Origin of the sequence: Alloacidobacterium sp., from assembly GCF_035631355.1 — a bacterium.
In the GTDB taxonomy this organism is placed as follows: Bacteria; Acidobacteriota; Terriglobia; order Terriglobales; family Acidobacteriaceae; genus Alloacidobacterium.
In genome coordinates this window covers 38618-63029 of the sequence record NZ_DASQIX010000118.1, presented here as the reverse complement: position 1 = coordinate 63029, position 24412 = coordinate 38618, and the positions used below count along the sequence as shown (strand labels likewise).

At 56.9% G+C, this 24412-nt stretch carries 17 protein-coding genes and 1 pseudogene; 8 read left to right on the top strand and 10 right to left on the bottom strand.

All coding sequences use genetic code 11. From position 1 onward, the window contains the following. Window positions 1–958, top strand: a pseudogene (locus VEV40_RS20365) (elongation factor 4); the annotation flags it as partial. A gap of 341 nt (window positions 959–1299) precedes the next feature. Here VEV40_RS20365 and VEV40_RS20360 read toward each other — a convergent pair. The 3 genes from VEV40_RS20360 to VEV40_RS20350 form a co-directional block, all read right to left on the bottom strand. Next, window positions 1300–1980 carry an OmpH family outer membrane protein gene (locus tag VEV40_RS20360; RefSeq protein ID WP_324834914.1) on the bottom strand — a complete coding sequence of 227 codons (681 nt, stop codon included), beginning with the start codon at window positions 1978–1980 and terminating at the stop codon, window positions 1300–1302. A 497-nt stretch (window positions 1981–2477) separates the two neighbouring features. Beyond that, the gene (locus tag VEV40_RS20355) at window positions 2478–4772 is read right to left on the bottom strand and encodes an eIF2A-related protein (protein ID WP_324834913.1); all 2295 of its coding nucleotides are present in this window, start codon (window positions 4770–4772) and stop codon (window positions 2478–2480) included. 2 nt (window positions 4773–4774) lie between these two features. Beyond that, window positions 4775–5143 carry an effector-associated constant component EACC1 gene (locus VEV40_RS20350; RefSeq protein WP_324834912.1) on the bottom strand — a complete coding sequence of 123 codons (369 nt, stop codon included), beginning with the start codon at window positions 5141–5143 and terminating at the stop codon, window positions 4775–4777. A gap of 235 nt (window positions 5144–5378) precedes the next feature. Between VEV40_RS20350 and VEV40_RS20345 the strand changes: the two genes are divergently transcribed. From VEV40_RS20345 to VEV40_RS20330, 4 genes are read left to right on the top strand one after another with little or no spacing between them, the layout of a single operon-like run. Continuing rightward, entirely contained in the window at window positions 5379–5720 is a 342-nt protein-coding gene (locus tag VEV40_RS20345) for a PadR family transcriptional regulator (protein ID WP_324834911.1), read from the top strand. Beyond that, window positions 5717–8377, top strand: a complete 2661-nt coding sequence (locus tag VEV40_RS20340) for an ABC transporter permease (protein ID WP_324834910.1) — start codon at window positions 5717–5719, stop codon at window positions 8375–8377. Before VEV40_RS20345 ends, VEV40_RS20340 begins: the two co-directional genes overlap by 4 nt. A 24-nt stretch (window positions 8378–8401) precedes the next feature. Next, a complete protein-coding gene (locus tag VEV40_RS20335) occupies window positions 8402–11053 on the top strand; it encodes an ABC transporter permease (RefSeq protein ID WP_324834909.1) in 2652 nt (883 codons plus the stop codon). Window positions 11054–11083: 30 nt separating this feature from the next. After that, the gene (locus tag VEV40_RS20330) at window positions 11084–13759 is read left to right on the top strand and encodes an ABC transporter permease (protein ID WP_324834908.1); all 2676 of its coding nucleotides are present in this window, start codon (window positions 11084–11086) and stop codon (window positions 13757–13759) included. Window positions 13760–13868: 109 nt separating this feature from the next. On the opposite strand, the gene bamA is transcribed toward VEV40_RS20330, so the two are convergent. The 3 genes from bamA to VEV40_RS20315 form a co-directional block, all read right to left on the bottom strand. Beyond that, window positions 13869–16862 carry an outer membrane protein assembly factor BamA gene (bamA, locus tag VEV40_RS20325; protein ID WP_324834907.1) on the bottom strand — a complete coding sequence of 998 codons (2994 nt, stop codon included), beginning with the start codon at window positions 16860–16862 and terminating at the stop codon, window positions 13869–13871. Between the two features lie 33 nt (window positions 16863–16895). Then, window positions 16896–17078, bottom strand: coding sequence for a CPXCG motif-containing cysteine-rich protein (locus VEV40_RS20320; protein WP_324834906.1), 183 nt, complete (start codon window positions 17076–17078; stop codon window positions 16896–16898). Between the two features lie 112 nt (window positions 17079–17190). Next, window positions 17191–17490: a hypothetical protein gene (locus tag VEV40_RS20315; RefSeq protein ID WP_324834905.1), complete on the bottom strand. Its 300-nt coding sequence runs from the start codon at window positions 17488–17490 to the stop codon at window positions 17191–17193. Window positions 17491–18164: 674 nt separating this feature from the next. On the opposite strand from VEV40_RS20315, the gene VEV40_RS20310 reads away from it, so the two are divergent. Continuing rightward, window positions 18165–18473: a BrnT family toxin gene (locus tag VEV40_RS20310; RefSeq protein ID WP_324834904.1), complete on the top strand. Its 309-nt coding sequence runs from the start codon at window positions 18165–18167 to the stop codon at window positions 18471–18473. Then, window positions 18445–18723, top strand: coding sequence for a BrnA antitoxin family protein (locus tag VEV40_RS20305; protein ID WP_324834903.1), 279 nt, complete (start codon window positions 18445–18447; stop codon window positions 18721–18723). The genes VEV40_RS20310 and VEV40_RS20305 overlap by 29 nt, the downstream gene beginning before the upstream one ends. Window position 18724: 1 nt before the next feature. On the opposite strand, the gene VEV40_RS20300 is transcribed toward VEV40_RS20305, so the two are convergent. Continuing rightward, window positions 18725–20857, bottom strand: coding sequence for a molybdopterin-dependent oxidoreductase (locus VEV40_RS20300; RefSeq protein WP_324834902.1), 2133 nt, complete (start codon window positions 20855–20857; stop codon window positions 18725–18727). 158 nt (window positions 20858–21015) lie between these two features. Between VEV40_RS20300 and VEV40_RS20295 the strand changes: the two genes are divergently transcribed. Continuing rightward, complete coding sequence (locus tag VEV40_RS20295; RefSeq protein ID WP_324834901.1) at window positions 21016–21456, top strand: nuclear transport factor 2 family protein; 441 nt, start codon at window positions 21016–21018, stop codon at window positions 21454–21456. A gap of 86 nt (window positions 21457–21542) precedes the next feature. Here VEV40_RS20295 and hslU read toward each other — a convergent pair whose 3' ends face one another. The 3 genes from hslU to VEV40_RS20280 all read right to left on the bottom strand — a co-directional run bounded on the left by hslU (window position 21543) and on the right by VEV40_RS20280 (window position 24266). After that, window positions 21543–23069: an ATP-dependent protease ATPase subunit HslU gene (gene hslU, locus VEV40_RS20290; RefSeq protein ID WP_324834900.1), complete on the bottom strand. Its 1527-nt coding sequence runs from the start codon at window positions 23067–23069 to the stop codon at window positions 21543–21545. A gap of 10 nt (window positions 23070–23079) precedes the next feature. After that, window positions 23080–23691, bottom strand: coding sequence for an ATP-dependent protease subunit HslV (gene hslV / locus VEV40_RS20285; RefSeq protein ID WP_324834899.1), 612 nt, complete (start codon window positions 23689–23691; stop codon window positions 23080–23082). 62 nt (window positions 23692–23753) lie between these two features. Further along, window positions 23754–24266 carry a hypothetical protein gene (locus VEV40_RS20280; protein WP_324834898.1) on the bottom strand — a complete coding sequence of 171 codons (513 nt, stop codon included), beginning with the start codon at window positions 24264–24266 and terminating at the stop codon, window positions 23754–23756. Between the last annotated feature and the right edge of the window lie 146 nt (window positions 24267–24412).

The window sequence follows — 24412 nt, the reverse complement described above, 5'->3', positions numbered from 1 at the left end:
GCCGTTGCCCGGGTTCGAAGAAATCAAGCCCATGGTGTTCGCGGGACTCTATACGGTCGATGCCCACGAGCATACACAGCTTCGCGAAGCGCTTGAAAAGCTTCGGCTCAACGACTCATCGTTCTTCTTCGAACCGGAAAGCTCGGTGGCGCTCGGGTTCGGCTTTCGATGCGGATTCCTCGGCTTGTTGCACATGGAAATCATTCAGGAGCGGCTGGAGCGCGAATTTGATCTTGACCTGATTACGACCGCGCCAGGCGTGCGCTACAAGATCACGATGACTGACGGCTCTGTGCTTGAGGTTGATAATCCATCGCGCTGGCCCGATCCGGGTGAGATTGAAAAGATTGAAGAGCCGATTATCACGGCGACAATTCTTACCAACGAAGAATATGTAGGCGGAATCCTGAAGCTAGTCGAAGAGAAGCGCGGGCGGCAGAAGAATTTCGAGTATGTCACAGCAACGCGCGTGATGCTGACATATGAATTGCCGCTGAATGAGATCGTGCTGGATTTCTACGACCGGCTGAAGTCGGTTTCGCGTGGATACGCTTCGCTGGACTACCATCTTTCCGGCACATGGGATTCGCCGATGGTAAAGATGGACATCCTCGTTTCGGGCGAACCGGTGGATGCGCTGTCGATCATTGTGCACCGCGAATTTGCCTACGAGCGTGGGCGGGCGCTGGTTTCAAAGATGCGCGAGCTGATTCCACGACAGCAGTTTGAGGTGGCCATTCAGGCGGCGATTGGGTCAAAGGTCGTGGCGCGCGAGACCGTTTCGGCGCTGCGCAAGAATGTGCTGGCCAAGTGCTATGGCGGCGATATATCACGCAAAAGGAAGCTGCTGGAGAAGCAAAAAGAGGGCAAGAAACGCATGAAACGCATCGGGAAAGTCGATATTCCACAGGAGGCGTTTCTGGCCGTGCTGAAGGTTGGCGAAGACAGTGGACGTTGACACAAATTTTTGGTCAGGCGCGGCTTGTATAGTCATCCGGCTTTAACCTGACCTGTGGAAAGTGCAAATGCAATGGCCGTGAATAGGCTATTTGTTTTTGTTCACGGGCAAGAGTACTTTCGTAATGTTTCCTTATTGAAAATAAAGAAGTTGCAGGCGCAGTAGTTGCTGCCTGTCAGAATTCACGGGTTTTTTCAGAGAACGCGATCTGCCGCGGGGAATTTCTTCCACAATTTTTTCCACAGAGTTCCGGGCAGACGCGTGCAATTCTTTGTTTCCTGACCTGAAAAGCCAAAGAACCCCAAAAAATGGGGTTCCTTTGGCTTTGAATATAAGCTGTGTTACTGCTTTGGAGTGGTGCTCGCTGGACGCGGGGTGGTCGTGTGCGGCGTCGGAGCCGAAGGTGTGCTGCTCGCAGCTGGGGTGGCGGGGGCAGGAACGCCGGACTTCTGGTTGTAGGCCTGGATGACGGCTGCGGAGATGTCAGTGCCTTTGTTAGCCCAGAGGACAGGGCTCTGCTGGGTACTGCCGTCAATGACAACCGAGTAGCCGTTCTGTTCAGCGTAGCTCTGGAGGACGGTAAAGACCTTTTCGGCCAACTGCGTGTAGGTCTGCTGCAGATCCTGCTGGAAGTCATTCTGCGTGTCTTCGCCGAGGCGCTGGAAGGCTTTTTCCTTCTCGTCGATCACTTTGAGGCGGTTCTGGCGCTCGACATCGCTGAGGTTCGTGCCGGCGGCCTGAAGCTGCTTCTTGAGGTTATCGATTTCATCGCTCATCCCCTTGAGCTGGGTCCGCTTGGGGTCGTACTTCTTCTGCAGATCGGCAAAGTTGCGCTGGCCTTCGTTGGTCTGCATGACGGCTGGCTGGAACATGATGACGGCGATCTTGGTTGCGCCCGTCGGGGCAACCGCGGCGGCGGCTGAGGGGGCATTGGGCGCCGGATCTGTAGTGCCGGCCTGGGCCAGGGCGCTGACGCAGAGCCCGGACGCAAGCATGCAAACGAGTGTTAACGAACGCTTCATGGAAATGTGAAACTCCTTCGGTTCTTGGGTGTTGTCGCCCGCATTTCTGTGCGGAAGCGAACTTTCGCTTCCTGGCTTTCCTATCTGAGGCGCTTCGTGGGTGCGGCTATCCGGCCGGAAAAGCCGGAGAGGCGAAGCAGAAACACGGACAGAGGACATTCTCAGGAACTCAAACGAAATTATAGGTGTGTAGACGGGCAAGGTCAAACCTTTGTGAGCATGAAACTTTTGTGTCCGCTCAATTCTTCTGGTCTGCCTACCGTCGGGAACGGATTGCCTTGTGAGGCTATATCCTCCCCTTATCTTTTCTGCAAATTCATCCAAACAAAGAGGGTTGGCTGCATTGACTTGCTCTGGTCCTGCTTTGCCAGGGCCGATTGCTTAGGGTCTTGGCGAGGAGTTCCTATTTCCGAATAGCAGGTCAGACGAAATCCCATACCTGACAGCGTGTCTTCTTCATATCGCAGGGCTCCAAATAATCGGACCAAACCAGCGTTTTATTTCTTGCTGTCGACCTTCCAGATCTTTACCCAGCCATCGTAGCTCGCCGAGGCCAGTCGCCTGCTATCCGGGCTCCAGGCCACATCAATCACTTTTGCACTGTGGCCGTGCAGAGTCGTGAGTCTGTGCCCGCTGCGGGTATCCCAGATCCTTACAACCTGATCATAACCTGCCGTCGCAATCCATTCTCCATCCGGGCTCCACGCGACAACAGTTGCAGAGTGATCGCTCAAAGCCAGTACTTCCTTTTCGCTATTCACATCCCAAATGTTCACCGTCACACTATCGTTTGCGATCGCCAAACGCTTCCCGTCTGGGCTCCAGGCTATGCACCAAAGAGTACTTGGGCCTGTCACGAGGGACCGGAGTTTCTGCCCGCTGGCAGCATCCCATATGATCGCCATGTTGAAATCACCTGCGGTTGCCAGCCACTTTCCATCCGGGCTCCAAGCTATGCTCTCGACATCAGCGCCGTGGCCCTGACTGGGCAGGTCAAGCAATTCCTGACCGCTCCCTGCGTCCCAGATTTTGGTTGTAGTATCGTCACTTCCCGTGGCCAGCCGATTGCCATCCGGACTCCAAGCTATGCTGGTCACTTCAGCTGTGTGGCCATGCAAATCTAATAACTGCTGTCCAGTCGCCGCATCCCAGATCTTTGCTTCACCATGTCCAGTCCTTGAAGCCAACCGCTTGCCATCAGGGCTCCAGGCAACACCAAAAAAAGCATGCCCTAAGCTACGCAGTTCTCGTCCATTGTCCCCATCCCATATTTTCAAATCAAGACCATCCGTCGCGAGCCGCTCATTGTCTACCCAAGCGATCCTGCTTATCTCAGGTTGATGTAATGTGAACAAGCTCGCATCCCTGAAAAAGAAGTAGAAATTGAGGCTTACGCCAAGAACTACGAGTGCAATTGAAGCGGCGATCCAGATTCTGCGTCGATGGCCTTTTGCTGTATCCGTCGTAACAGCCTCGTTAGCTGGTTCTTTTTGTGTGCCGGCAACAAGAGCTACTCGGGTCGCTTGATTGCTATGCTCTTCAGTTGCTTTTTCAGGTGCCTTCGATTCGGCCTTTGCATGCGCTTCCGCTTCGAGTCGTGATCTCCCTGCCGCCACTTGTGCGTGGCGTTCCACTTGTGCTTTTTTCTCTACCTCTGTTGCCAATAGGGTTTTCTCTGTTTCGGCTTTGCGCTGAACTGCCTCGGCGGCCTCTCGTGCACGACGTTCGGCGTTATCGCGTGCTTCAGCTTCTGCTCCCATTCGTTCTTCTTCGGCCCTTCGCTGAGCTTCCTCTTCTGCCTCACGTATGCGTCGGTCCACCGCTGCTTTTTCGCGTTGCTCCGCTTCGACTCGTGCTGTCTCTGCTTCCACTTCGGCTTTGTGTTGAGCCACCCGTGCTGCTTCATGCGCTCTGCGTTCCGCTTCAGTTGCCTCTTGCGCCAGCTCTTCTCCAGCTTTCCGTTGGGCTTCGAGATAGGCGGGGTTAGGGAAGACGGGGACGCAGCCTACGTCTCCTTCGCGTTGGTCGGGTGAATGGATTTCCGGGCGGACACCGGTGTCGGGATAGTCTTCGCGTATTTGTAGTTTGACCAAGTCGCCGAGTTCGCAAAGTGAGAGACGCGGGCCTAAAGAAGCATGTCCCTGACGGAGGGCCTTCAGGAGGCCGTTCGAAAACATAGTGCGCGAGAGACCGGAAGGAGCGAGCGATGGGTCCTGCGCGCTGGCTGAACAAAGAAGTGTTGTTCCTCTTTGGGGAAGGTCGTCGAGCAGCTTTACGCGGCTGGCTGTGAGTGGGCCGGACTGGAACTCCTTGTAGGCTGCGGCAGAGAAACAGCAATCGAGGATCAGGAATTTTCGCAGGAACCGGGCCTGCGCTTTGATAACAGAGGCGAGATCGCCGGCGCGGATGCTGGTCAGGCCTTCGCTGTCTTCGTTGGTTGCGCGAATGGCAAAGGAATAGGTGTGGTCGGAGCCCCAGAAGAGTCCGTGACCGACGTAGTAGAGGATCAGGTCCTGCGGCTCGGCTCCCTCACTCTTGAGACGCATCGAGCGGCTCTCGAGAAAATCCCGGATGTCCTGCAATTGATCGCTGGGCGAGCGGCTGTCGTCAAAGAGCCAGTTGATGTTCTCGCGGGGAATGCCGAGACCTTCAGTGGCGATGAGATATTCGTGGAAGTCCTGGGCGGAGTTGTAAAAGGAGCGTCCCTGAGCCAGTTTGGGCGCACGGCGGTAAGAACTGGCGCCGAAGAGAACAGCCAGTGTCTGGCGGGGGTTTGGCTCACTTGCAGCCATTGCTACGGCTTCCTTGAAAGCGCCTCTGCGATGCGCGGAACGTCCTTACTGTCAAGATGCGAGGCAACAAGCACTACTTCGCCCTCGCGCCTGATCTCAATATGCGCCCCGCTGTTCCGGGCCAGCCAGGCGGCAATTCCCTTGGCAAGAGCGGTTGCTGCCGCAGTTCCAGCCATGACCGCCAGAGTTGCACCGAAATCCTGCGTATCGGCACGCTCGCGTTGACGGTCTACAACGATGGTGGGATCTAAGTCCCGAAGCGTTTCGGCAAGGGTGCCAGCAAACTGATTGCCTTCCGCCGTCGAGGCATCACCAAAGCTGACGATGAACGAGCCGACCGACATGCCGTCTTTTTGCATATCTTGCGACACAATACCTCCTTGTAAAACTTGGGTGAGGCTGCGAGCATTCACAGCATAATCCGCAATAAGGCCCAATGAAACCTGAATCTATCTCGGTGCATAGTTTCATGAGGTGCCCCTTAAAACCATGCCATCGCCTATTTTTGGTTATGCCTTAGCAGTTGAATCATTTGCGGAGATTCTCATTTTCTCCTTGACAGCTTAGGAGTGGCAGGATACTCTCCTAATCATTTTAGGAGGGCATGTGACTGACCAGGCTCAATTGCTTCCGGGAACGCTCGATCTTCTCATCCTGCGGGCGGTTTCGCTCGGGCCACTACACGGGTACGGCGTTCTTCTGCGGATTGGGCAGATCTCCGGAAATGCGCTGCTGATCGAACAAGGAGCGCTCTATCCCGGTCTGTTTCGCCTCGTCCGCCAGGGATTACTCAAAGCAAGCTGGGGCACATCGGAGAACAATCGCCGCGCCAAGTTCTATGAGCTGACGGCTGCGGGCCGCAATCGTTTGCGCGAGGAGACAGACAACTGGAATCGACTTGCAACGGCCATTGGATGCGCACTCGCTGCGCAACCGGAGGAAACATGAGATTCTTTGCATGGCTTCGTTCCGTTGCAGCCAAGTTCTTTCGTCATTCTCAAACCGCCAATGATATGGACGAGGAGCTTCGTTTGCACATCCAGCTCAGGGCCGATGATCTGGAACGCGAGGGCCTGGGTCGTGTTGAAGCAGAACGGCGGGCGCGCATTGAGTTCGGCGGATACGAACGTTACAAGGAGGAATCGCACGAAGCGCTGGGCGGGAACTTTGTCGAGACTCTTGTTCAGGATGTGCGCTTCAGCCTTCGGCTATTGCACAAATCTCCGGGATTCGCAATTACCGCCGTCTTGACTCTGGCATTAGCAATTGGAGCGAATGCTGTGGTCTTCGGGGTGCTCGACGCGCTGGTGCTGCGTCCGCTCAATGTCCCGGATGCGCAAAACCTGTACGCAATCCAGCCCACAATTCAGCACAACGATTGGTCGTCTCATTCATATCCTGACTATCTCGACCTGCGCGACCGCAACCGGAGTTTCGATGGGATTGTGGCTTATGAGATGGCGCCCGCGGGACTGTATGCCGGAGATAGAGCTTCGCCAATCTGGCTCTACGAGACAAGCGGGAATTACTTTGACGAACTGAAGATTCAGCCCTATCTTGGCCGCTTTTTTCATAGTGCCGACGAGCATGGCCCAAACAGCGCTCCCTATATCGTTCTTAGTTATGACTATTGGCGGAGTCATTTCCTGGGCGACCCCAGCGTTGTAGGCCGTGCCCTTGAACTGAACAAGTTTCCCTATACCGTTCTTGGCGTGGCGCCTCCGCAGTTCCGAGGCACAGAGCTGTTCTTTGCGCCAGACCTTTGGGCACCGCTGGTCAATAAAGAACAGATCGAGGGCTACAGCGGACTGACTTCGCGCGGAGAGCGCGGTCTGTGGCTGGCGGGCCATCTGACGCCGGGTGTGACTCCGGCCGAGGCCGCTGCTGATCTCAACTTAGTCGCCTCATACCTGGCGAAGACCTATCCGAAAGACGATGACGGCATTCGCTTCTCACTGGCGCGTCCCGGGCTGATCGGCAACATGCTGGGTGGGCCGGTGCGCGCTTTTGCAGGAGGACTGATGGCGCTGGCCGGCCTGATTATGCTGGCCGCTTGCGCCAACCTGGGGAGTCTCTTCGCTGCGCGCACCGCGGACCGTTCCCGGGAGGTTGCGCTGCGCCTGGCGCTCGGTTCCACCCGCAAAAGGATCCTGCGGCAGTTGCTGACAGAAGCGGCTCTGGTGTCACTGATCGGGGGCGTGCTCGGAATGCTGGCAGCCGTCTTGCTACTGCATTGGCTGAGCGCATGGCAACCTGTCCCGGATATGCCTATCAATGTGCCGGTCAATCCTAATGCGAGCACTTATATCGCCGCCTTGGTGATGGCTGTGGCGAGTGGTTTTCTCTTCGGGATTGTGCCTGCGCGACAGATCATGAAGGCTGACCCGTATCTGGTGATCAAGTCCGGACCTGTGGGAGCGGCAGGTACGCGGCGTTTCACGTTGCGCGATGTACTTTTGACCGGACAGATCGCCGTGTGCGCGATGCTTGTCACTGCATCGTTGGTGGCTGTGCGTGGGATGGTGCGGTCGCTGCACAGCAATTTCGGTTTTGATCCTCAGAACACCATGCAGGTGAACACAGACCTCGACATGGCCAGGTATAGCGGCGATCAAGTTCAGGCCATGCAGAGGCGCATTCAGGATGCGGTCGCGGCCATTCCCGGAGTCACTGCCGCGGGCTATGCCGACGGCATTCCGCTGAACCTGGGCTGGCGCGACTCGACTGTGTTTGCCGACAGCACGACGGACTACAGGCCGTCCAATGGCGCCGCGGATTCGATGGAGTACCGCATCTCGCCGGGATACTTCAAGGCCGCTGCGACAACACTGATTGCGGGAAGGGCATTTACATGGCATGACGATAAGAATGCTCCGCGCGTCGCTGTTGTGAACGAGGAGTTTGCGCGTAAGGTTTTCGGCTCTGTCGATAAAGCCATCGGCGGCTACTTCAAGATCTGGGGTGGCACGCGCGTGCAGGTTGTTGGTGTGGCCGAAGACGGAAAATACAAGACCCTGGCCGAAGATCCGCAACCGGCCATGTTCGTTTCCATTCTGCAATTCCCATCCAGCAGCACGTGGTTGCTGGTGCGGTCACGTCGCGACCCGCAGCAACTGGCAACGGAACTGGAACGCGTGCTGCGAGGCCTCGATGCCGGACTCCCATTCACGATCAATACATGGCATAAGAAACTGGACACCGCGTTATTTGTTCCACGCGCGGCAACGATGGCGCTGGGCATTCTTGGTGTAATGGGCGCAATGCTGGCCGTGACCGGCATCTTCGGAATGGCTGCATATTCAGTAAGTAAGCGAATGCGAGAAATGGGTATTCGCATTGCCCTCGGCGCACAACGGAGGGAAGTGCTGCAGGCCGCTTTGGGGCGGGCCGTCAGGCTGCTGGCATTTGGCTCGGCGGCAGGATTGCTGCTTGGCCTGCTCGCAAGCCGGGTACTGGCGTTCATTGTGTATCAGGCAACTCCACGCGATCCGCTGGTACTGGCTGGAGTCGTTCTGGCTATGTCGCTGCTGGGGCTGCTGGCCACCTGGATTCCAGCACAACGCGCTTTGTCAGTGGATCCTTTGATTCTGCTTCGGGACGAATGAAGTTCTCGTCCTCCGGGAGGAAGTATGAAGATATTGGCTTACTTTCGTTCCGTAATCGCTAAATTTATTCATCGTTCTCAGACCGCGAATGAGATGGATGAGGAGCTTCGCTCGCACATCCAACTCCGTGCTGATGATCTGGAACGTTCCGGCATTCCACGAGCTGAAGCGGAACGGCGCGCGAGTATCGAGTTCGGCGGCTACGAACGCTACAAGGAAGAGTCGCACGAAGCGCTGGGTGGGAACTTTGTCGAGACTCTTATTCAAGACGTGCGCTTCAGTCTTCGGCTTTTGCGCAAATCTCCGGGCTTCACAGTTACGGCCGTCTTGACCCTGGCGTTGGCAATCGGCGCAAACGCGGTGGTTTTCAGCGTTATGAACGGGCTTATCCTGCGACCGCTGAATGTACCGGATGCACAGAGCCTTTACACAATTGAGCGCGCGAGCAATAAGGACATGAGTGAGTCGTACCCCGAATATCTCGACTTGCGCGATCGCAATCGTAGTTTTGATGGCCTGGCTGCTTTTCGAGTCTCTCAGGTAGCGCTGGACACTGGTAACAATCCATCTCTTGTCTGGGGCCTGGAAACCAGCGGCAATTATTTTGACGCCTTACGGATTCAGCCGTATTTTGGCCGCTTCTTCCATGCTTCCGATGAGCATGGCGCGGATAGCGCTCCTTATATCGTGCTCAGCTACGAATATTGGCACAGTCACTTTCACGATGATCGCGGAGTAGTGGGCCGCGCCGTTCAGATCAACAAACACCCTTTTACTATTCTCGGCGTGGCTCCTCCCGAATTTCGCGGAACGATCGTGTTCGCCTCTCCCAATTTCTTTGTGCCAATGGTGAACCATGAGCAGGTTAGTGGGGCAAATGATCTAAGCGACCGCGGAAGCCGTTGGGTGTTTATGACCGTCGGACACCTGAAGCCGGGAGTAACCGTGTCGCAGGGCGCAGCTGATCTGAACTCGATTGGCTCATATCTGGAAAAGACCTATCCCAACGAGGAACGCCAGATGAGCTTTCTCCTGGCGCGTCCGGGTCTTTTTGGCGATGAGTTCGGCGAGCCGGTACGAGCATTCATGGCCGGATTGATGCTTTTGGCGGTGCTGATTCTGCTGGCCGCGTGCGCAAACCTGGGCAGCCTGTTTGCCGCGCGCGCCGCCGACCGTGGGCGTGAGGTTGCTCTGCGACTCGCGCTCGGATCAAGCCGCAAACGCGTTCTGCGGAGTCTGCTTACCGAAGCTCTGCTGATTTCGCTTGCCGGAGGCATCGTCGGAATGTCGGCCAGCATTTTACTGCTGCACCGGCTGAGCGAATGGCAGCCTTTTGGGAATTTTCCCATTTACACGCCTGTGCAACCGGACGCCACCGTTTATGGGCTGGCTTTTCTGCTGAGCATACTCAGCGGACTTCTCTTTGGAGTGGTCCCGGTGAAGCAGGTGCTCCACACGAATCCGTATGAGGTCGTCAAATTGGGATCGGCCAGGGCTGCCGCACCGCGCATGACGGCCCGGGATGGATTGCTCGGTGTGCAGATTGCAATCTGCGCGGTACTGGTCACGTCTTCGCTCGTTGCGGTGCGTGGGATGATGCGGGCCCTGAACAGCAATTACGGTTTTAAACCACGAAATGCCCTGCTGGTGGGCGCCGATCTCCACATGGCCGGCTACGACGGTGACCGAGTGGCTCCAATGCAAAAGCGCATGATGGATGCCATCGCGGTGATTCCCGGCGTAGAGGCGGTGGGATTGACGGATGCGCTACTGCTGAATGACTTCAGCAACTCGGATATATTTACCGACAGAACAACAGACCTAAGATCAGTAAATGCTGCTGCCAGCGTCTACATGTACCACATATCTCCCGATTACCTTCGCGCCGAGGGCACTACTTTGCTGTCCGGCAGGTCGTTCACATGGCATGACGACAAAAATTCGCCACGCGTTGCCATTGTGAACCGGGAGTTTGCGCGCAGAATTTTTGGCTCAGTAGAAAGTGCCGTGGGCGGCCACTTTAAGATGCCGGATGGATCGCGCATAGAAGTGGTGGGAGTTGCACAAGATGGAAAGTACGGGGGCATTACCGAAGATCCACAGGCGGCGATGTTTCTCCCAATCCTGCAATACCCTTCGAACTCTGCATGGCTGGTGGTTCGCTCGCATCGTGACACGCAGCAATTGGGCGAAGCCATAAGGAGCGCGTTGCGGCGACTGGATCCAGGGCTGCCGGTTCAGATTGAGGCCCGTTACGATGAGATTGGCATATCTCTGTTTCCCTCCCAGATGGCGACAAAGGCTCTGGGTGTAATGGGCTTGTTGGGCGCAATGCTGGCAGTCACCGGCATCTTTGGCATGGCTGCCTATTCGGTCAGCAAACGCCTGCGGGAACTCGGAATCCGTATCGCTCTCGGGGCACAGCGTAAAGAAGTGCTGCAAGCTGCCCTGGGACGCGCGATCAAACTATTGGCAATTGGTTCGGCGGCAGGACTGCTTCTCGGACTTCTGGCGACCAGGGTGCTGGCCTTTATCGTGTATCAGGCCACTCCGCGCGATCCGCTTGTGCTGGTCGGAGTCGTCCTGGCGATGGCTTTGCTGGGGCTTGTGGCTACCTGGATTCCGGCGCAGCGCGCTCTGTCGATTGATCCGGCAACGCTGCTGCGCGAGGAGTGAGGTCATCGTTGCTTAACCGGAGGAATCGCGATGAAACTGCTGGCTTATTTTCGTTCTGTAACTGCTAAGTTCTTTCGCCGGTCTCAGACCGTGAATGAGATGGATGAGGAGCTTCGCTCGCACATTCAGCTCAGGGCTGATGATCTCGAGCGGTCCGGCCTTCCACGAGCTGAAGCAGAACGACGCGCGCGTGTTGAGTTCGGCGGCTACGAACGCTACAAGGAGGAATCGCACGAAGCGCTGGGCGGGAATTTCGTCGAGACTCTTGTTCAGGATGGGCGGTTCAGTCTTCGGCTGCTGCGTAAGTCTCCGGGATTCACCCTCGTCGCGATTTTAACGCTGGCTTTGGCTATCGGCGCGAATGCAGTGGTGTTTGCTGTGTTGAATGCGCTGATCCTGCGCCCGGTGAATGTGCCGCAGGCGCAGAGCCTTTATGCAATCGAGCGCGGGAGCGACAAGGCCATCAACCACTCGTATCCCGATTACCTCGACCTGCGCGACCGCAATCGCAGCTTTGACGGCCTGGCAGCATATAACGTCACTTCCGTAGGGCTGAATACAGGCAACAACCCATCGAGCGCCTGGATTTTTGAAGTGACTGGGAACTACTTCGACGTGCTCAGGATTCAGCCGTATCTTGGCCGGTTCTTTCATGCTTCCGATGAGCATGGCCCAAACAGCGCTCCCTATATCGTGCTTACCTATGCGTATTGGCACAGCCAGTTTCAGGATGATCGCGGAGTGGTTGGCCGCGTTGTTCAACTCAACAAGCATCCTTTCACCATCCTCGGTGTAGCGCCGCCAGGGTTCAGCGGGACTTTGCTGTTCCTCTCGCCTGACTTCTGGGTGCCGATTGTGGACCAGGAACAGGTAGAGGGATCGAATGCTCTGAACGAGCGCGGAAACCGAAGCATCCTGATGGTGCTGGGGCATTTGAAAGCGGGAGTCACGCCAGCGCAGGCTGTTTCTGATCTGAACTCAATTGGCTCATATCTCGAAAAGAACTACCCCAAAGATGATGGCAAGATGAGCTTTTCACTGACGCGCCCATATCTTGCAGGCGACTGGCTAGCGGATCCAGTTCGGGATTTCATGGCAGGATTGATGCTGCTGGCAGGATTGATTCTTCTGGCCGCATGCGCCAATCTGGGAAGCCTGTTTGCTGCGCGCGCCGCTGACCGTGGACGGGAAATTGCTCTGCGGCTCGCGCTGGGATCAAGCCGCAGGCGTATTCTGCGGCAGGTGTTCACAGAAGCCGCGCTGATTTCTTTAGGTGGGGGCGCTATCGGGTTGTTGGGTGCCATCATGATGTTGCGCGGGCTGAGCGTGTGGCGGCCTCTTCCCAGCGTTGCGTCTCTCCATGTACCCGTGGCCCCGGATGCAAAGGTTTATCTAGTTGCATTGTTGTTAGCCCTGGCGAGCGGGTTCCTCTTTGGCGTTGTGCCGGTAAGGCAGATACTCCGAACGAATCCCTACGAAGTGGTTAAGGCCGGCGCGGTCAGCAAGTCCGGGCAGCGGACGACTTTCCGGGACCTGCTGCTTGTGCTGCAAATTGCGATATGTGCCGTACTGGTCACGTCTTCGATGGTTGCCTTGCGTGGGCTGGCGCGCTCTCTGCACAGCAATCTCGGCTTTGAGCCGCGGAATGCAATACTCGTGGGCACGAATCTGACGATGGCTGGTTACAGCGGCGACGGCCTAGCCACCATGCAAAGGCGCATGATCGATGCGTTGGAAACGATTCCCGGTGTAAAGGCTGTTGGGCTGGTTGACAGGCCGCCTTTGTACTACGGCGCGAACAGCGCTAATGTCTTTGCCGATAAAACGACGGACCTGAGACCGATGAATGCTGCGGCTGAGGCGATGATCTACAACATTTCTCCTGGATATTTCGATGCGGCGCGGACAGCGTTGCTGGCGGGCAGAAGTTTCAGCTGGCATGACGACAAAGATGTACCGCTCGTAGCCATTGTGAACCAGCAGTTTGCCAGGAAAATCTTTGGCTCAGTAACCGGCGCAGTTGGCGGATATTACAAGAGACAGGATGGATCGCGGATACAGGTCGTTGGGGTGGTCGAAAACGGAAAGTATGCAAGCCTTACCGAAGATCCGCAACCAGCCGTATTTCTGCCCAGCCTCCAATATGCGCTACTGAACAAAAATGCAATGGTGGAGAGTGCAATCGTGGTGCGCTCGACGCGCGAGCCCCAGCAAATGGCGGCAGCCATCAGGAGCAAACTGCGCGAACTGGATGCCGGGCTGCCCGCCGACATCCAAACATGGACCCAGGAACTGGACGGCGCTCTCTTCGCTTCCCGCATGGCGACGATTTCTCTGGGAGTGCTGGGTCTGATGGGGGCAATGCTGGCGATTACCGGCATCTTTGGAATGGCCGCTTACTCGGTCAGCAAGCGGCTACGGGAGCTGGGAATTCGCGTTGCCCTCGGGGCACAGCGTACACAGGTACTACAGGCGGCGTTGGGACGCGCATTCAAGTTGCTGGCTCTTGGCTCCGTAGCAGGGCTGCTGCTTGGTCTTCTGGCAACCAAGGTGCTGGCCTACATCGTCTACCAGGCGACACCACGCGACCCACTGGTGCTGGCCGCGGTTGTTTTGGCCATGGCGTTGCTCGGGCTGGTGGCTACCTGGATTCCAGCGCAACGTGCGCTGTCGGTGAATCCTTTAATCCTGTTGCGAGAAGAATGAATCGGCTTTGCCGTTGCAATATGCTTTAACGATTGTGATTGCATCCCAGCCGTACAGCAAAAGGGCCATCCTCGTTTGAGAGGATGGCCCCCACCACCTGCATTCCTAGCTAGAAGGTCGTGCTGACCGTCAGGCGGAAGGTTTTGTTGGGCTCGCGAAGCTCGTAAATCGAGCCGTAGAGCTGGGTGGCTTGCGCGTAGCTGTAGTCGCCTGCGCCTCCGGCGGGAAACATGCTGCGCGTGATCAGGTTCTGGCCGGTGATGTTGTCATACAACCGCAGCGGGTTGTAGGCGTAGTAGATGCGGAACGGCGCATTGATGATCGGCATCATGACCGAAATCTGCGCGCCTAGCGACATGCGCGGAACATAGTTGGTTCCCGGGATGGGCCGAATGTAGCGATCGAACTGAATCTGCTGGCCGCCAACGCAGGCGCCATTGACGTAATTCGGGCAGCCATAGAGCGGGGCATTCAGCGAGTCATAGCCTTGCGGACTCTGCTTCAACTGGCCGATATTCGTGGCCATGTTCATGCCGAAGTCGTCAAAGAACTCGAGCGCCGCCGTGCGGCCCACGAGCGGAATACGGTACTCGATGTTGCCGGTAATCTGCGTGTCGCCGCCTATGGGACCAATGCCATAGACAGGAATGGGAACCTGCACGCACTGGTTGGTCTGCGGATTGGTCGGATCGCGGGGGACGCAGGTGCCATCCGGATTGGTGAGATTGAAGAGGACGCGCGTGGGCACGAAGCCATAGGGCGTTGCCGTGCGGATATCAAAGCCGCGTAGATCGGCCTCGCCGCCGGCATAGAAGCGGTTGAACGGAGGGGCGACATCGCCGCTGATGCCTTGGATGTAGTTTGCCTGAACGCGGTAGCCGAGGACGTTGCGTCCATCATTGTTAAAGTGGAACCACTTGACGGGACGGAATTGCTTGTATTCGACGACCGGCTGGAAGTAGCGGACGTTGCCCCAGAGTCCGGCAAGCTGCAGCGCAGCCTGGAACGAGGAGCCGGTGCGCGGCATGTAGCTGGAGTCGAGCTTGTTCCAGGCATAGCTGAGGGAGATCATGCTGTTGACGATGCCCTCGAGCGAGTTTCCGTTCTGGATGCCGCTGCGGAAGGCCAGCGTCTGAAAGAGGTTCTGCGACGCAGCGCTGAAGGTCGTGACCGACGAGCGGTTGAGTGAGTAAGTGACGCCGACATTCTTAAACGTGTGCCGGATGGGAAACCTTCCGGAGACGGTGAAGCCGGTGACGGACTGGTTGTAGTTCTGGGTCAGTGAGTTCACAGCGGCGGTGGTGTTTACATCCGCGCCGGAGAGGTTGTAAGCCTTGGCTGAGTTGTAGTCGTATTTGCTGGAATAGACCGAGACGCCGAGTCCGATGGGCTTGTTGCGCAGGTACGGCTCATTGAAGCTGAATTGCAAGTTGCGCGAGAGATTGCCGGCGCTGGCCTGGACGCTAAGCGTTTCGCCAAGGCCGAGGAAGTTGTTGGTCTGGTAGTTGAGGCCGAGGAACGTGCCTGACAGGCCGCTGACGCCACCGTTGAGGCCGATAGCGTTCTTGCCCTTTTCCGTAACTTTGAGCAGAAGATCGACGGTGCCCGCTTCGGGATTCTGGTGCGTCTCCGAGTCCTGATCAACCTTCAGCGGGTTGAAGTAGTCGAGCTGGTTGAGACGCAGGAGGCTCAATTCCCAGAGGTGGCTGTTGTAAACCTGGCCTTCTTCAAGCAGCAGTTCGCGGCGGATGACGAAGTCACGGGTGACGGTGTTGCCCTGGAACTCAATGCGCGAGACATAGAAGGGTTTGCCCTCTTCGAGGTCGATGACGAAGGAGACGGTCTTCTTGTCATCGTCAATTTTGGGCTCCGGCGAGGCCGAGAAATTAATGTAGCCGAGCGTGCCGTAGGCTTTTTGCAGGTTTTGCAGACCCTTGCTGAACTGGGTGATGTTGAACCAGTCGCCGTCCTTCACCGGGAACTGCGCGCGCAGCGCCTTCACGTTCAGGTTGGGAATCTTGCTGCCCTGGAAGGTGATGGTGCCCAGGCGGTAGCGGGCGCCCTCGTCGACGGGAATACGGATGTCAATGCGCTTCCCCTTGCGCGGACGGAAGGTGAAGAATGAGAGGCCACTCTCGTTGCGGAGGTGTGTCAACGGCTCACCGGTGGAGGCGCGGAAATAGCCGCGGTCCTGGTAAGCGCGGCGCACGCGCTCGGCGTCTTCTTCCAGCTTGCTGGCGTCGTAGGTCTTGGCAAACAGGTTCTCAAAGATGATGGAGTGCGGAATGCCGATGGGCCGCAGGTTGCGCATGGCTTCACGCAGCTCGCGCGAGCTGACGTGCTGGTTGCCGGTAAAGCTGATGTTGCCTACCTTGACCTTGGGGCCTTCCTTGACGATGAAGTTTACCTGCACGGAGGCGGGCGGAATGGTCTTGACGTCGGCTTTAACGGTGGCAAACTGGCGGCCGTGCTCGGCGAGCAGCTCCTTGATCGCCGTCTCGACGCGAGCGATGCGCGTGGGATCGTACTGGCTTTCGACGGAGAAGCCGACTTTTTCCTTCTTAAGGCGGTCGAGGACGTCGGACTGCGTGACCGAGTTCAGGCCCTTGTAGTTGATTTCCCGGATGGTGGGTTTTTCGCGGACATATACGTCGAGAATGATGCCGCCCTTAGGATTGTCCTCGCGCTCGATGCGGACGTCTTCAAAGTAGCCGGTATTCCACAGGGAGTTGAAGTCGCGCTCGACCGTGGTGGGGTCGAACTGCTCATTCTCGTGGCTGAACATGCGGGCAAGAATTGTCTCTTTAGGAATGCGGCGGTTGCCGATGACGCGAATCTGGGTAATGGTCTGCTGCGTCTGTGCCCATGCCGAAAAGACAGTGAAGCAAAGAAGAACAAAGGCCAACGGCTTCAGCGCGAGGCGGAATTTGCGACGCGCGTTCTGGCTGGTTTTGAGTGGAGAGCTTGCGCTCTCTCGCATGACGGGAAAAATAGGCACACCCTCACTGCAAAAAATCAGGTCCAACTTGAGGAAAAGGTGATTATAAGTGACCGGAGGCGCTGTTCCCAACTCCGGAGGACGGTTGCGTGCGTTTCCGGTCATCGGGGCGGAGCCAATCCACCCGGGTCAGGTCCCTTAACTTTCCAGTTCTGCATGGACATCGAAGCCATCACCTTTCCAGACGATTCTGAGAAGGTTTGGTTTGCAACAGATTTGGCAATCCTCGACATAGAACTGCCTTTGGCCGGCTGATTCGTCAACCACAGTTTCATTCCACTCTCCACAGCCAGCGCATTGGAAATCCGCAGCGAAGGGCATCGATAGGTCCGCTCTTAGTCTATCGGAATGAAGGAGATTTCGCTGGCTGGAGGATGATGGGGCGGGTGGAAAATGGTCTTACCGCTCAACTCTTGTGAAACCGATGGAATTGTCAATGCGACGGGGCGTAATAGCCGGAACGGACGTTGATGCTGTCTACACGCTCAGGACCCCTTAACTCAATGAGGTGGAAGGAACCGTCGTGTTTCAAGTCTGCAGGTCTGTAGACGAGGAGGTATTGATTGCCGAGGTCTGCTTCAATGACGCGCAGATCGCTGGTTGTTCCAGCTTCAAAGCCGTCGTCGAAGAAAACCCGGCCACCGGTTTGAGAAGCCAGTGCAGCCAGGTTCGTTGGGCCAGAGGAAAAACTGAATTTCGGTTCCGTGCGAAAGACATAGATGGCAGTATTCATGCGCTGGCATACGTCAACGGCATCTTGAAGAGAAGTATGACTGGCGTTGTCTTCGCCATCAGAAAAGAGCAGGATAAAGTTCCTGCTGGCTGAGTATTTGGCATTGCCAAACTCATAGAAACACGCTCGATAGATGGCGTCGAAGAGTGCCGTTCCGCCGAGGGGGTTCTGGCTACCGACCGAACTCCTGCAGCAAGAGGAGCGAGATCGCCAGTCCAGGGTTGCGTGATTTTCGATATGTAGCCGAACCCCATAACGAAAGCCTGGTCAGTTTCTGGCGCAGCAGCCATTGAACAGATTCCGTTGATATTTCCCGGTCATGACGAAGATGTTTCTCCATGGACTCGCTCGAATCTAGGAGAATTCCGGCGCGGATGGGAGCATCTGCAGGGATTGAAAGGCAAGTATTTTTTGTGGCGGTTTGCCGTTGTTGAGAATTGTCAGTTCTTTGAGTCTCAGGTCATTGATGGGGAGGCCATGCGCGTCTGCTGCGTGAAGGGTGAGACTGACTTCATCAACCGAGACCCTAAGGTTGTATGAAGGCATACTTTGCGCGCCCGTGTTTGCTTGTGAACACGCACACGGCACTTGAGTGAAGAGCATGAGAATCAGCGTGATGCACAGAATCAAGGCTGATGCACTTCGATCCATGTGTATATTATTATAATATACACATGGATCGGGCGTGGATTACCGGCTTTGATTGGGACAAAGAAAACGCGCGTAAGAACGAAAAGCATGGCGTAGCGCAAGTGGAAGTCGAGCAGGCGTTCCACAACGCCCCGCTCATCGTCGCGTTAGATACAAAACACAGTCAGCAGGAGGACCGGCACCATGCGCTGGGCCGGACCGATACTGGCAGAAGATTGCATATCACGTTTACCTTGCGCGCGAACCAAACGCTGATTCGTCCTATTTCTGCCCGCGATATGAGCGTGAAGGAGAAAGCGATTTATGAAGAAGCACTCAAAAGCTATTCCTAAATTCCGAAATGAGGCAGAAGAGCGCGCGTTCTGGGAGTCTGCCGTGAACGACAGCGCGGAATATGTGGACTGGAGCAAAGCGCAGGTCGTGAGTTTTCCAAATCTTCGCCGCTCTACCGAAACTATCTCGCTGCGTTTGCCGGAAAGTCTGCTGAATACCATCCGCGCTGAAGCGAAGAGACTGGATGTTCCGTATCAATCACTGATGAAAGTCTGGTTAGCGGAAAAGGCGGCTGCTTCCCACAGATAGGTCAGGCTTTCCGCACCTCCACCAGCGTCGAATAAAACGTAGGTCCACCGCCGAAGTCGGTCAGGCGTTGTGAGGTGAGCAGGTTGCTGTTGTGTCCGCCGGGCGAGAGCTTGTTCCATGTGAGGCGGCTGGCGACCACGCCTTTCGGAACGCCGCCATTTACATGGGCGGTCAAGTGAAGGCTGCCGCGGTCATTGAAAACTTCTACCAGGTCACCTTCGGCAATACCGCGCGCGCTTGCGTCGTCGGCATGCATTTCAAGCAGATTCGCATGCGCCGACTCCATACGCTGATGTCCGGGCAGGTTGGCGAAGGTCGAATTCATGTAGTTGTCGGCCTTACGCGGCAGGAATTCGAGCGGGTAGGCGGACTGTTTGGTGTGGCGCGATTCCTCCGGAGGGATGAAGCCGGGCAGCGGGTCAATGCCCTGCGCCGCCAGCGCTTCGGAAAAGAATTCGATCTTTCCGCTTGGCGTCTGGAATGGGCCGGCGGCGAAGGGCAGGAACGGCCGACCGTCCTTCTCTTTGGCGAATTGCAGCCGCTGATGGCCACCCGCGGCGTTGAGTGTTTCTTCGGTCACGCCTGCCATCCACGGGCTTTGCTTGTCAGGCTGGCTGATGCGAAGCGCCTGCGCGATGAGGTCGTCGGAAGTATCGCGGAAACAGGCATCGGTGAAGCCCATGCGTTTCGCCAGCTGACCAAAAAGCCAGACATTGGAGCGGGCTTCGCCGACAGGATCGATGGCCTGATTTGATATCTGGACATAGTAGTGACCGTAAGCGCCCTGCACGTCTTTATGTTCGAGGAAAGTGGTGGCGGGGAGCAGGAAGTCGGCATAATCGGCAGTATCGGTGAAGAACTGCTCGTGAACGACGGTAAAGAGATCAGGCCGTGCCATGCCGCGCAGGACTTGTGTCTGGTCGGGCGCGATGGCGGCAGGGTTCGAGTTGTAGACGAAGAGCGCCTTCACTGGTGGGTCGCCGAGTTCGGTAAGAGCGTGGCCCAGTTGCGCCATGTTGACGATCCGGGCGTGGCGCTTGAGCGGGCTTGAAAGCATCAGATCTGGGCGCTCGATCACGGCCTTGTCCCAGGAGAAAGCTCCGCTGGTCGAAAGTTGCAGCCCGCCGCCCAGATGCTTCCAGGACCCGATCAGCGCAGGCAGCATGGCGACGGTGCGTGCGGCCTGTCCGCCGTTCTGGTTGCGCTGAATGCCGTAGTTCATGCGGATCACGGCAGGCATCGTGGTGGCGTATTCGCGGGAGAGGCGTTCTATATCGGCAGCCGGAATGCCGGTCCAGCGCGAGACACATTCGGGTGTGTATTCGGCAGCGCGTGCCTTGAGTTCGGCGAAGCCGTGCACGTTTTCGGTGATGTACTCGCGGTCCTCCAGGCCATCGCGCAGGATGACATGCATCATGCCGAGCGCAAGGGCAACATCCGTTCCGGGATTGATGGCGATGTGCCAGTCGGCGACCTTCGCCGTGCGCGTCTGGTAAGGGTCAATGACGATGAGCTTTGCGCCGTGACGGCGGGCCTCTTCGATAAAAGGCCAGAGATGGATGTTGGTGCCGTGGACGTTCGCACCCCAGGCGATGATATAGCGCGCGTGGCGGAAGTGTTCGGTATCCGTGCCGAGCTTGCGTCCATAAACGGAGACGAGCGCATCGCCGCCAGCTGTCGAGCAAATGGTGCGGTCGAGCTGCGAGGCTCCCAGCCGATGAAAGAAGCGGCGGTCCATTGAGCCGTAGCCAAGCACGCCGATGGTTCCTGCATAAGAGTAGGGCAGGATAGATTCCGGGCCGTGCTCGTCGCTTATTTTTTGCAGGCGCGTCGCGATGGCGTCGAGCGCCTCGTCCCAGGAAATGCGTTCGAAAGCTTCAGCCTCTTTACCTTGTGGGAGTGATCCTTTGGTAACTCCGGCGCGGCGGCGCATGGGGTAGAGTAAGCGGTCGGGCGAGTAGACGCGGTCGAGATACTTTGCCACTTTGCCGCAGAGAAATCCCTGCGTGACCGGATGGTTCGGGTCGCCCTGGACGCGCGTCGCCCGTCCGCTCTCGTCGACCGTGACGAGGACTCCGCAGGAGTCCGGGCAGTCATGCGAGCAGACGGTGTGGACTGTTTTCGCGGCAGCCATGTTTAGATTGTAGGCTGCTTTACCAGGGAGAATCTACCGCAAAGGACGCGAAGAATCGCAAAGGCGCGCAAAAGGAAGACTGGAATTTGGAATGGAATTTTTTGCGGTTGCGCTTCAGACTATCTGAGAGTGTGCCTGTGGAGATGACGATGAGGGGAATGACGCGATTTGTGCCTGGAATGTTGCTGATTGTGCTGTGGCTTGCTCCACCAAAACCGGTTTTTGCGCAGGATGCCGAGAGCGCGATCCGGCAGGTCCTCGCTGACCAGGTGTCTGCGTGGAACCGTGGCGATATCGACGCATTTATGCAGGGATATAAAGACTCGCCAGAGACAACGTTCATTGGTAAGACGATGCGACAGGGCTGGCAGCAGGTGATGGATCGCTATAAGGCCAGCTACTCGACGAAAGATGCGATGGGTGCGCTGGAGTTTTCAGACCTGAAGGTCCGCATGTTGGGAACTGATTACGCGGTCGTTACGGGGAAGTATCATCTGACGCGGGCGGCAGCCGGTGGCGGTGACGCTTCGGGGATTTTTTCGCTGGTTTGGGAGAAGTCGGCAGAGGGGTGGAGGATTATTCTGGATCACACGAGTTGATCGGGTTCTTATTGGAATTGTCATCCCGATCGAAGCCGCTGCGTGCCTTTGGTGCTCCGCTCAGGATGACAAATTAGGTCACAAGATTACAAAATATACCGCGACAGATCCTGGTCTTTCACGATTGATGACACCATGTGTCGGACGTATTCGGGATCGATGACGGCTACTTTTTCACGACCTGATGAGGTTTCGCGCTCGATGATGGGAAGCGGAATTTTCGACCCATTATTTTCGGCGCTGGCGGCAATGTCGATTACGTTGCTGTCGCCCTTTGCTGCCTTGGTGAGGTCGGGGGCGAGGAAGCTGATCTCGTCCAACACGCGCTCCATGATGGTATGGAGACGGCGGGCGCCGATGTTTTCCGTCGTTTCGTTGACACGGAAGGCAAAGCGGGCCATCTCTTCGAGCGATTCAGGCGTGAATTCGAGCTTTAGTCCCTCGGTTTCGAGCAGCGCAGTGTATTGCTTGGTCAAAGAGGACTTTGGCTCCTGCAGGATGCGGATAAAGTCTTCAACCGTGAGCGATTGCAGCTCGACGCGGATGGGAAAGCGGCCTTGCAACTCGGGAATCAGGTCGCTGGGCTTTGAGACATGGAAGGCCCCGGCGGCGATGAAGAGGATGTGGTCGGTCCGCACCATGCCGTAGCGGGTGTTGACCGTTGTGCCTTCGACGATGGGAAGGATGTCGCGCTGAACCCCCTCTCTTGAAACGTCGGGCCCATGGCCGCCTTCGCGCCCGGCGATTTTGTCTATTTCATCGAGGAAGACGATACCGGAGTTTTCGACGCGCTCGACGGCGGTGCGCGTCACCTGGTCCATGTCGATGAGGCGGCCTTCTTCTTCCTGCACCAGGTAGTCGAAGGCTTCGCCGACCTTCATCTTGCGCTTTTTAGTGCGCTGGCCAAAGATGTTCGGCAGGACATCTTTGAGATTGATGTCCATCTCTTCGACGCCCTGGTTCGAGATGATTTCAAAGGACGGCGCGTTGCGCTCGCGCACGTCGATTTCAACCATGCGGTCGTCGAGCTTGCCTTCGCGGAATTGCTGGCGCAGCTTTTCGCGGGTTCGCTGATGCGACTCGTTGCTGGGCGCGGGGAAGGTCAGAGTGCCGTGCTCGCTCTGTGGCGTTGAAGATGCTGGAGCCGGTGTCGGCGGCGGTAGAAGCAGGTCGAGCAGGCGCTCTTCGGCATTCAACTCCGCCTTGTCTTCCACTTCTTCAAGCTTTTCTTCGCGCACCATGTCGATGGCGATCTCGACCAGATCGCGGACGATGGCTTCGACATCGCGCCCCACATAGCCGACTTCGGTGAACTTGGAGGCTTCGACCTTCAGGAAGGGCGAATTTGTCAGCTTGGCGAGACGGCGCGCGATTTCGGTTTTGCCGACGCCGGTAGGCCCAATCATGATGATGTTCTTGGGCATGATCTCTTCGGCGAGATCGGGCGGGAGCTTCTGGCGGCGCATGCGGTTGCGCAATGCGATGGCGACAGCGCGCTTAGCGGCGTGCTGGCCGACGACGTACTTGTCCAGTTCAGCGACGATTTCGCGGGGGGTGAGCTCTTCGAGCGCGAGTTCCTGGTCTTCAGCGGTTCCGGGTAAATAGATGGCCATGTGGCAGCCCCTAGGCGTGCAATTCTTCGATAGTGATGTGGTCGTTGGTGTAAATGCAGATCTGTCCGGCGATCCTCAGCGACTTTTCAGCGATATCGCGGGCGGACAGGTCTGTGTTCTCATAAAGGGCGCGGGCAGAAGCCAGCGCAAAAGAGCCGCCGCTGCCGATTGCTGCGATACCTTCGTCCGGCTCAATGACATCGCCGGAGCCGCTGAGCAGAAACGTCTGGTGCGGATCGGAGACGATGAGCAGGGCTTCAAGATTGCGCAGCATTTTGTCGGTGCGCCACTCCTTGGCCAGCTCGACGGCGGAGCGGCCGAGATTGCCGGCATATTGCTCCAGCTTGGATTCGAAGCGGCTGAAGAGCGAGAAGGCGTCGGCAGTTGAACCGGCAAATCCGGCGAGGATCTTGTCCTGATAGAGGCGGCGTATCTTCTTTGCCGAGTGTTTGATGACCGATTCGCCGAGCGTGACCTGCCCGTCGGCGGCCATGACGACGCTGCCGTTGCGGCGTACGCAGATGACCGTAGTGGAGCGGATGCGCCGACCGGTAGCGGAGTCTAATTCAAGGGGAGAAACGCCACGGGAAAAGGTGGCGGCGGACAACTTTTTCTTCGACATGCTCAGGCCTCAGTATAGCGCACCGAAGCCTGAGCAATGATGATCTGGAAACGCCGCGGTTCCTAGACGTTGGCTTGTTTTGCGGCGAAATCGCCGATGATGGGCAGCTTAAAGTACTGCCCTTGGCTGGCCTTAAGGATGCAAAGCAGCCATGCGATGAAGAAGCCCACCGCAATCACAAAATCAATCAGCGAAAACAGGAAACCGATGAACGGGATGACGTGCAAAGCTATAGTAAGGATAACCGTGGCTATCCACACTGCAATCCATGCAACATGCAGCGCGATGCACTGGATGGCATGAAACTTGACCAGGCGCATCCTGTTATACGGCTCAATCACCAGAAAGATGATGGCCGGAATGATGGTGACATACGAGATGGCCGCGGCGGCATTTTCCGATAGTCCGCCTGCGGCGGGCGCAGCGGGCGGCGCCGCATAGGAGCCTCCACCGGCTGGAGCGTAGCTTGTGGGAACTGCTGGCCCACCGGCAGAGGCGGCAGACAGAGAAGTTCCACAAAAGCCGCAAAATGTTGCCTGTGGAGCGACTTCGTTATGGCAGGAAGGACATTGCATGGGATTTCTCTCCTGAGAGTTCTGTTTCTAAGGATGCTACGGGGTGAACGTCCTCGGAATTGCCAACCAGCATACGCCCGCGGGCATGTAATGGAAGACATATTTTTTCGCCAGCATTCTTAGACACAGTCGAATAGTTATCGGGA

What these genes read in the sequence shown, in the direction of transcription:
- VEV40_RS20360 (WP_324834914.1), bottom strand. Translation starts at nt 1,980, where the DNA reads ATGAAGCGTTCGTTAACACTCGTTTGCATGCTTGCGTCCGGGCTCTGC.
- VEV40_RS20355 (WP_324834913.1), bottom strand. Translation starts at nt 4,772, where the DNA reads ATGGCTGCAAGTGAGCCAAACCCCCGCCAGACACTGGCTGTTCTCTTC.
- VEV40_RS20340 (WP_324834910.1), top strand. Translation starts at nt 5,717, where the DNA reads ATGAGATTCTTTGCATGGCTTCGTTCCGTTGCAGCCAAGTTCTTTCGT.
- VEV40_RS20335 (WP_324834909.1), top strand. Translation starts at nt 8,402, where the DNA reads ATGAAGATATTGGCTTACTTTCGTTCCGTAATCGCTAAATTTATTCAT.
- VEV40_RS20330 (WP_324834908.1), top strand. Translation starts at nt 11,084, where the DNA reads ATGAAACTGCTGGCTTATTTTCGTTCTGTAACTGCTAAGTTCTTTCGC.
- bamA (WP_324834907.1), bottom strand. Translation starts at nt 16,862, where the DNA reads ATGACCGGAAACGCACGCAACCGTCCTCCGGAGTTGGGAACAGCGCCT.
- VEV40_RS20320 (WP_324834906.1), bottom strand. Translation starts at nt 17,078, where the DNA reads ATGCCCTTCGCTGCGGATTTCCAATGCGCTGGCTGTGGAGAGTGGAAT.
- VEV40_RS20315 (WP_324834905.1), bottom strand. Translation starts at nt 17,490, where the DNA reads ATGAATACTGCCATCTATGTCTTTCGCACGGAACCGAAATTCAGTTTT.
- VEV40_RS20310 (WP_324834904.1), top strand. Translation starts at nt 18,165, where the DNA reads ATGGATCGGGCGTGGATTACCGGCTTTGATTGGGACAAAGAAAACGCG.
- VEV40_RS20305 (WP_324834903.1), top strand. Translation starts at nt 18,445, where the DNA reads ATGAAGAAGCACTCAAAAGCTATTCCTAAATTCCGAAATGAGGCAGAA.
- VEV40_RS20300 (WP_324834902.1), bottom strand. Translation starts at nt 20,857, where the DNA reads ATGGCTGCCGCGAAAACAGTCCACACCGTCTGCTCGCATGACTGCCCG.
- VEV40_RS20295 (WP_324834901.1), top strand. Translation starts at nt 21,016, where the DNA reads ATGACGCGATTTGTGCCTGGAATGTTGCTGATTGTGCTGTGGCTTGCT.
- hslU (WP_324834900.1), bottom strand. Translation starts at nt 23,069, where the DNA reads ATGGCCATCTATTTACCCGGAACCGCTGAAGACCAGGAACTCGCGCTC.
- hslV (WP_324834899.1), bottom strand. Translation starts at nt 23,691, where the DNA reads ATGTCGAAGAAAAAGTTGTCCGCCGCCACCTTTTCCCGTGGCGTTTCT.
- VEV40_RS20280 (WP_324834898.1), bottom strand. Translation starts at nt 24,266, where the DNA reads ATGCAATGTCCTTCCTGCCATAACGAAGTCGCTCCACAGGCAACATTT.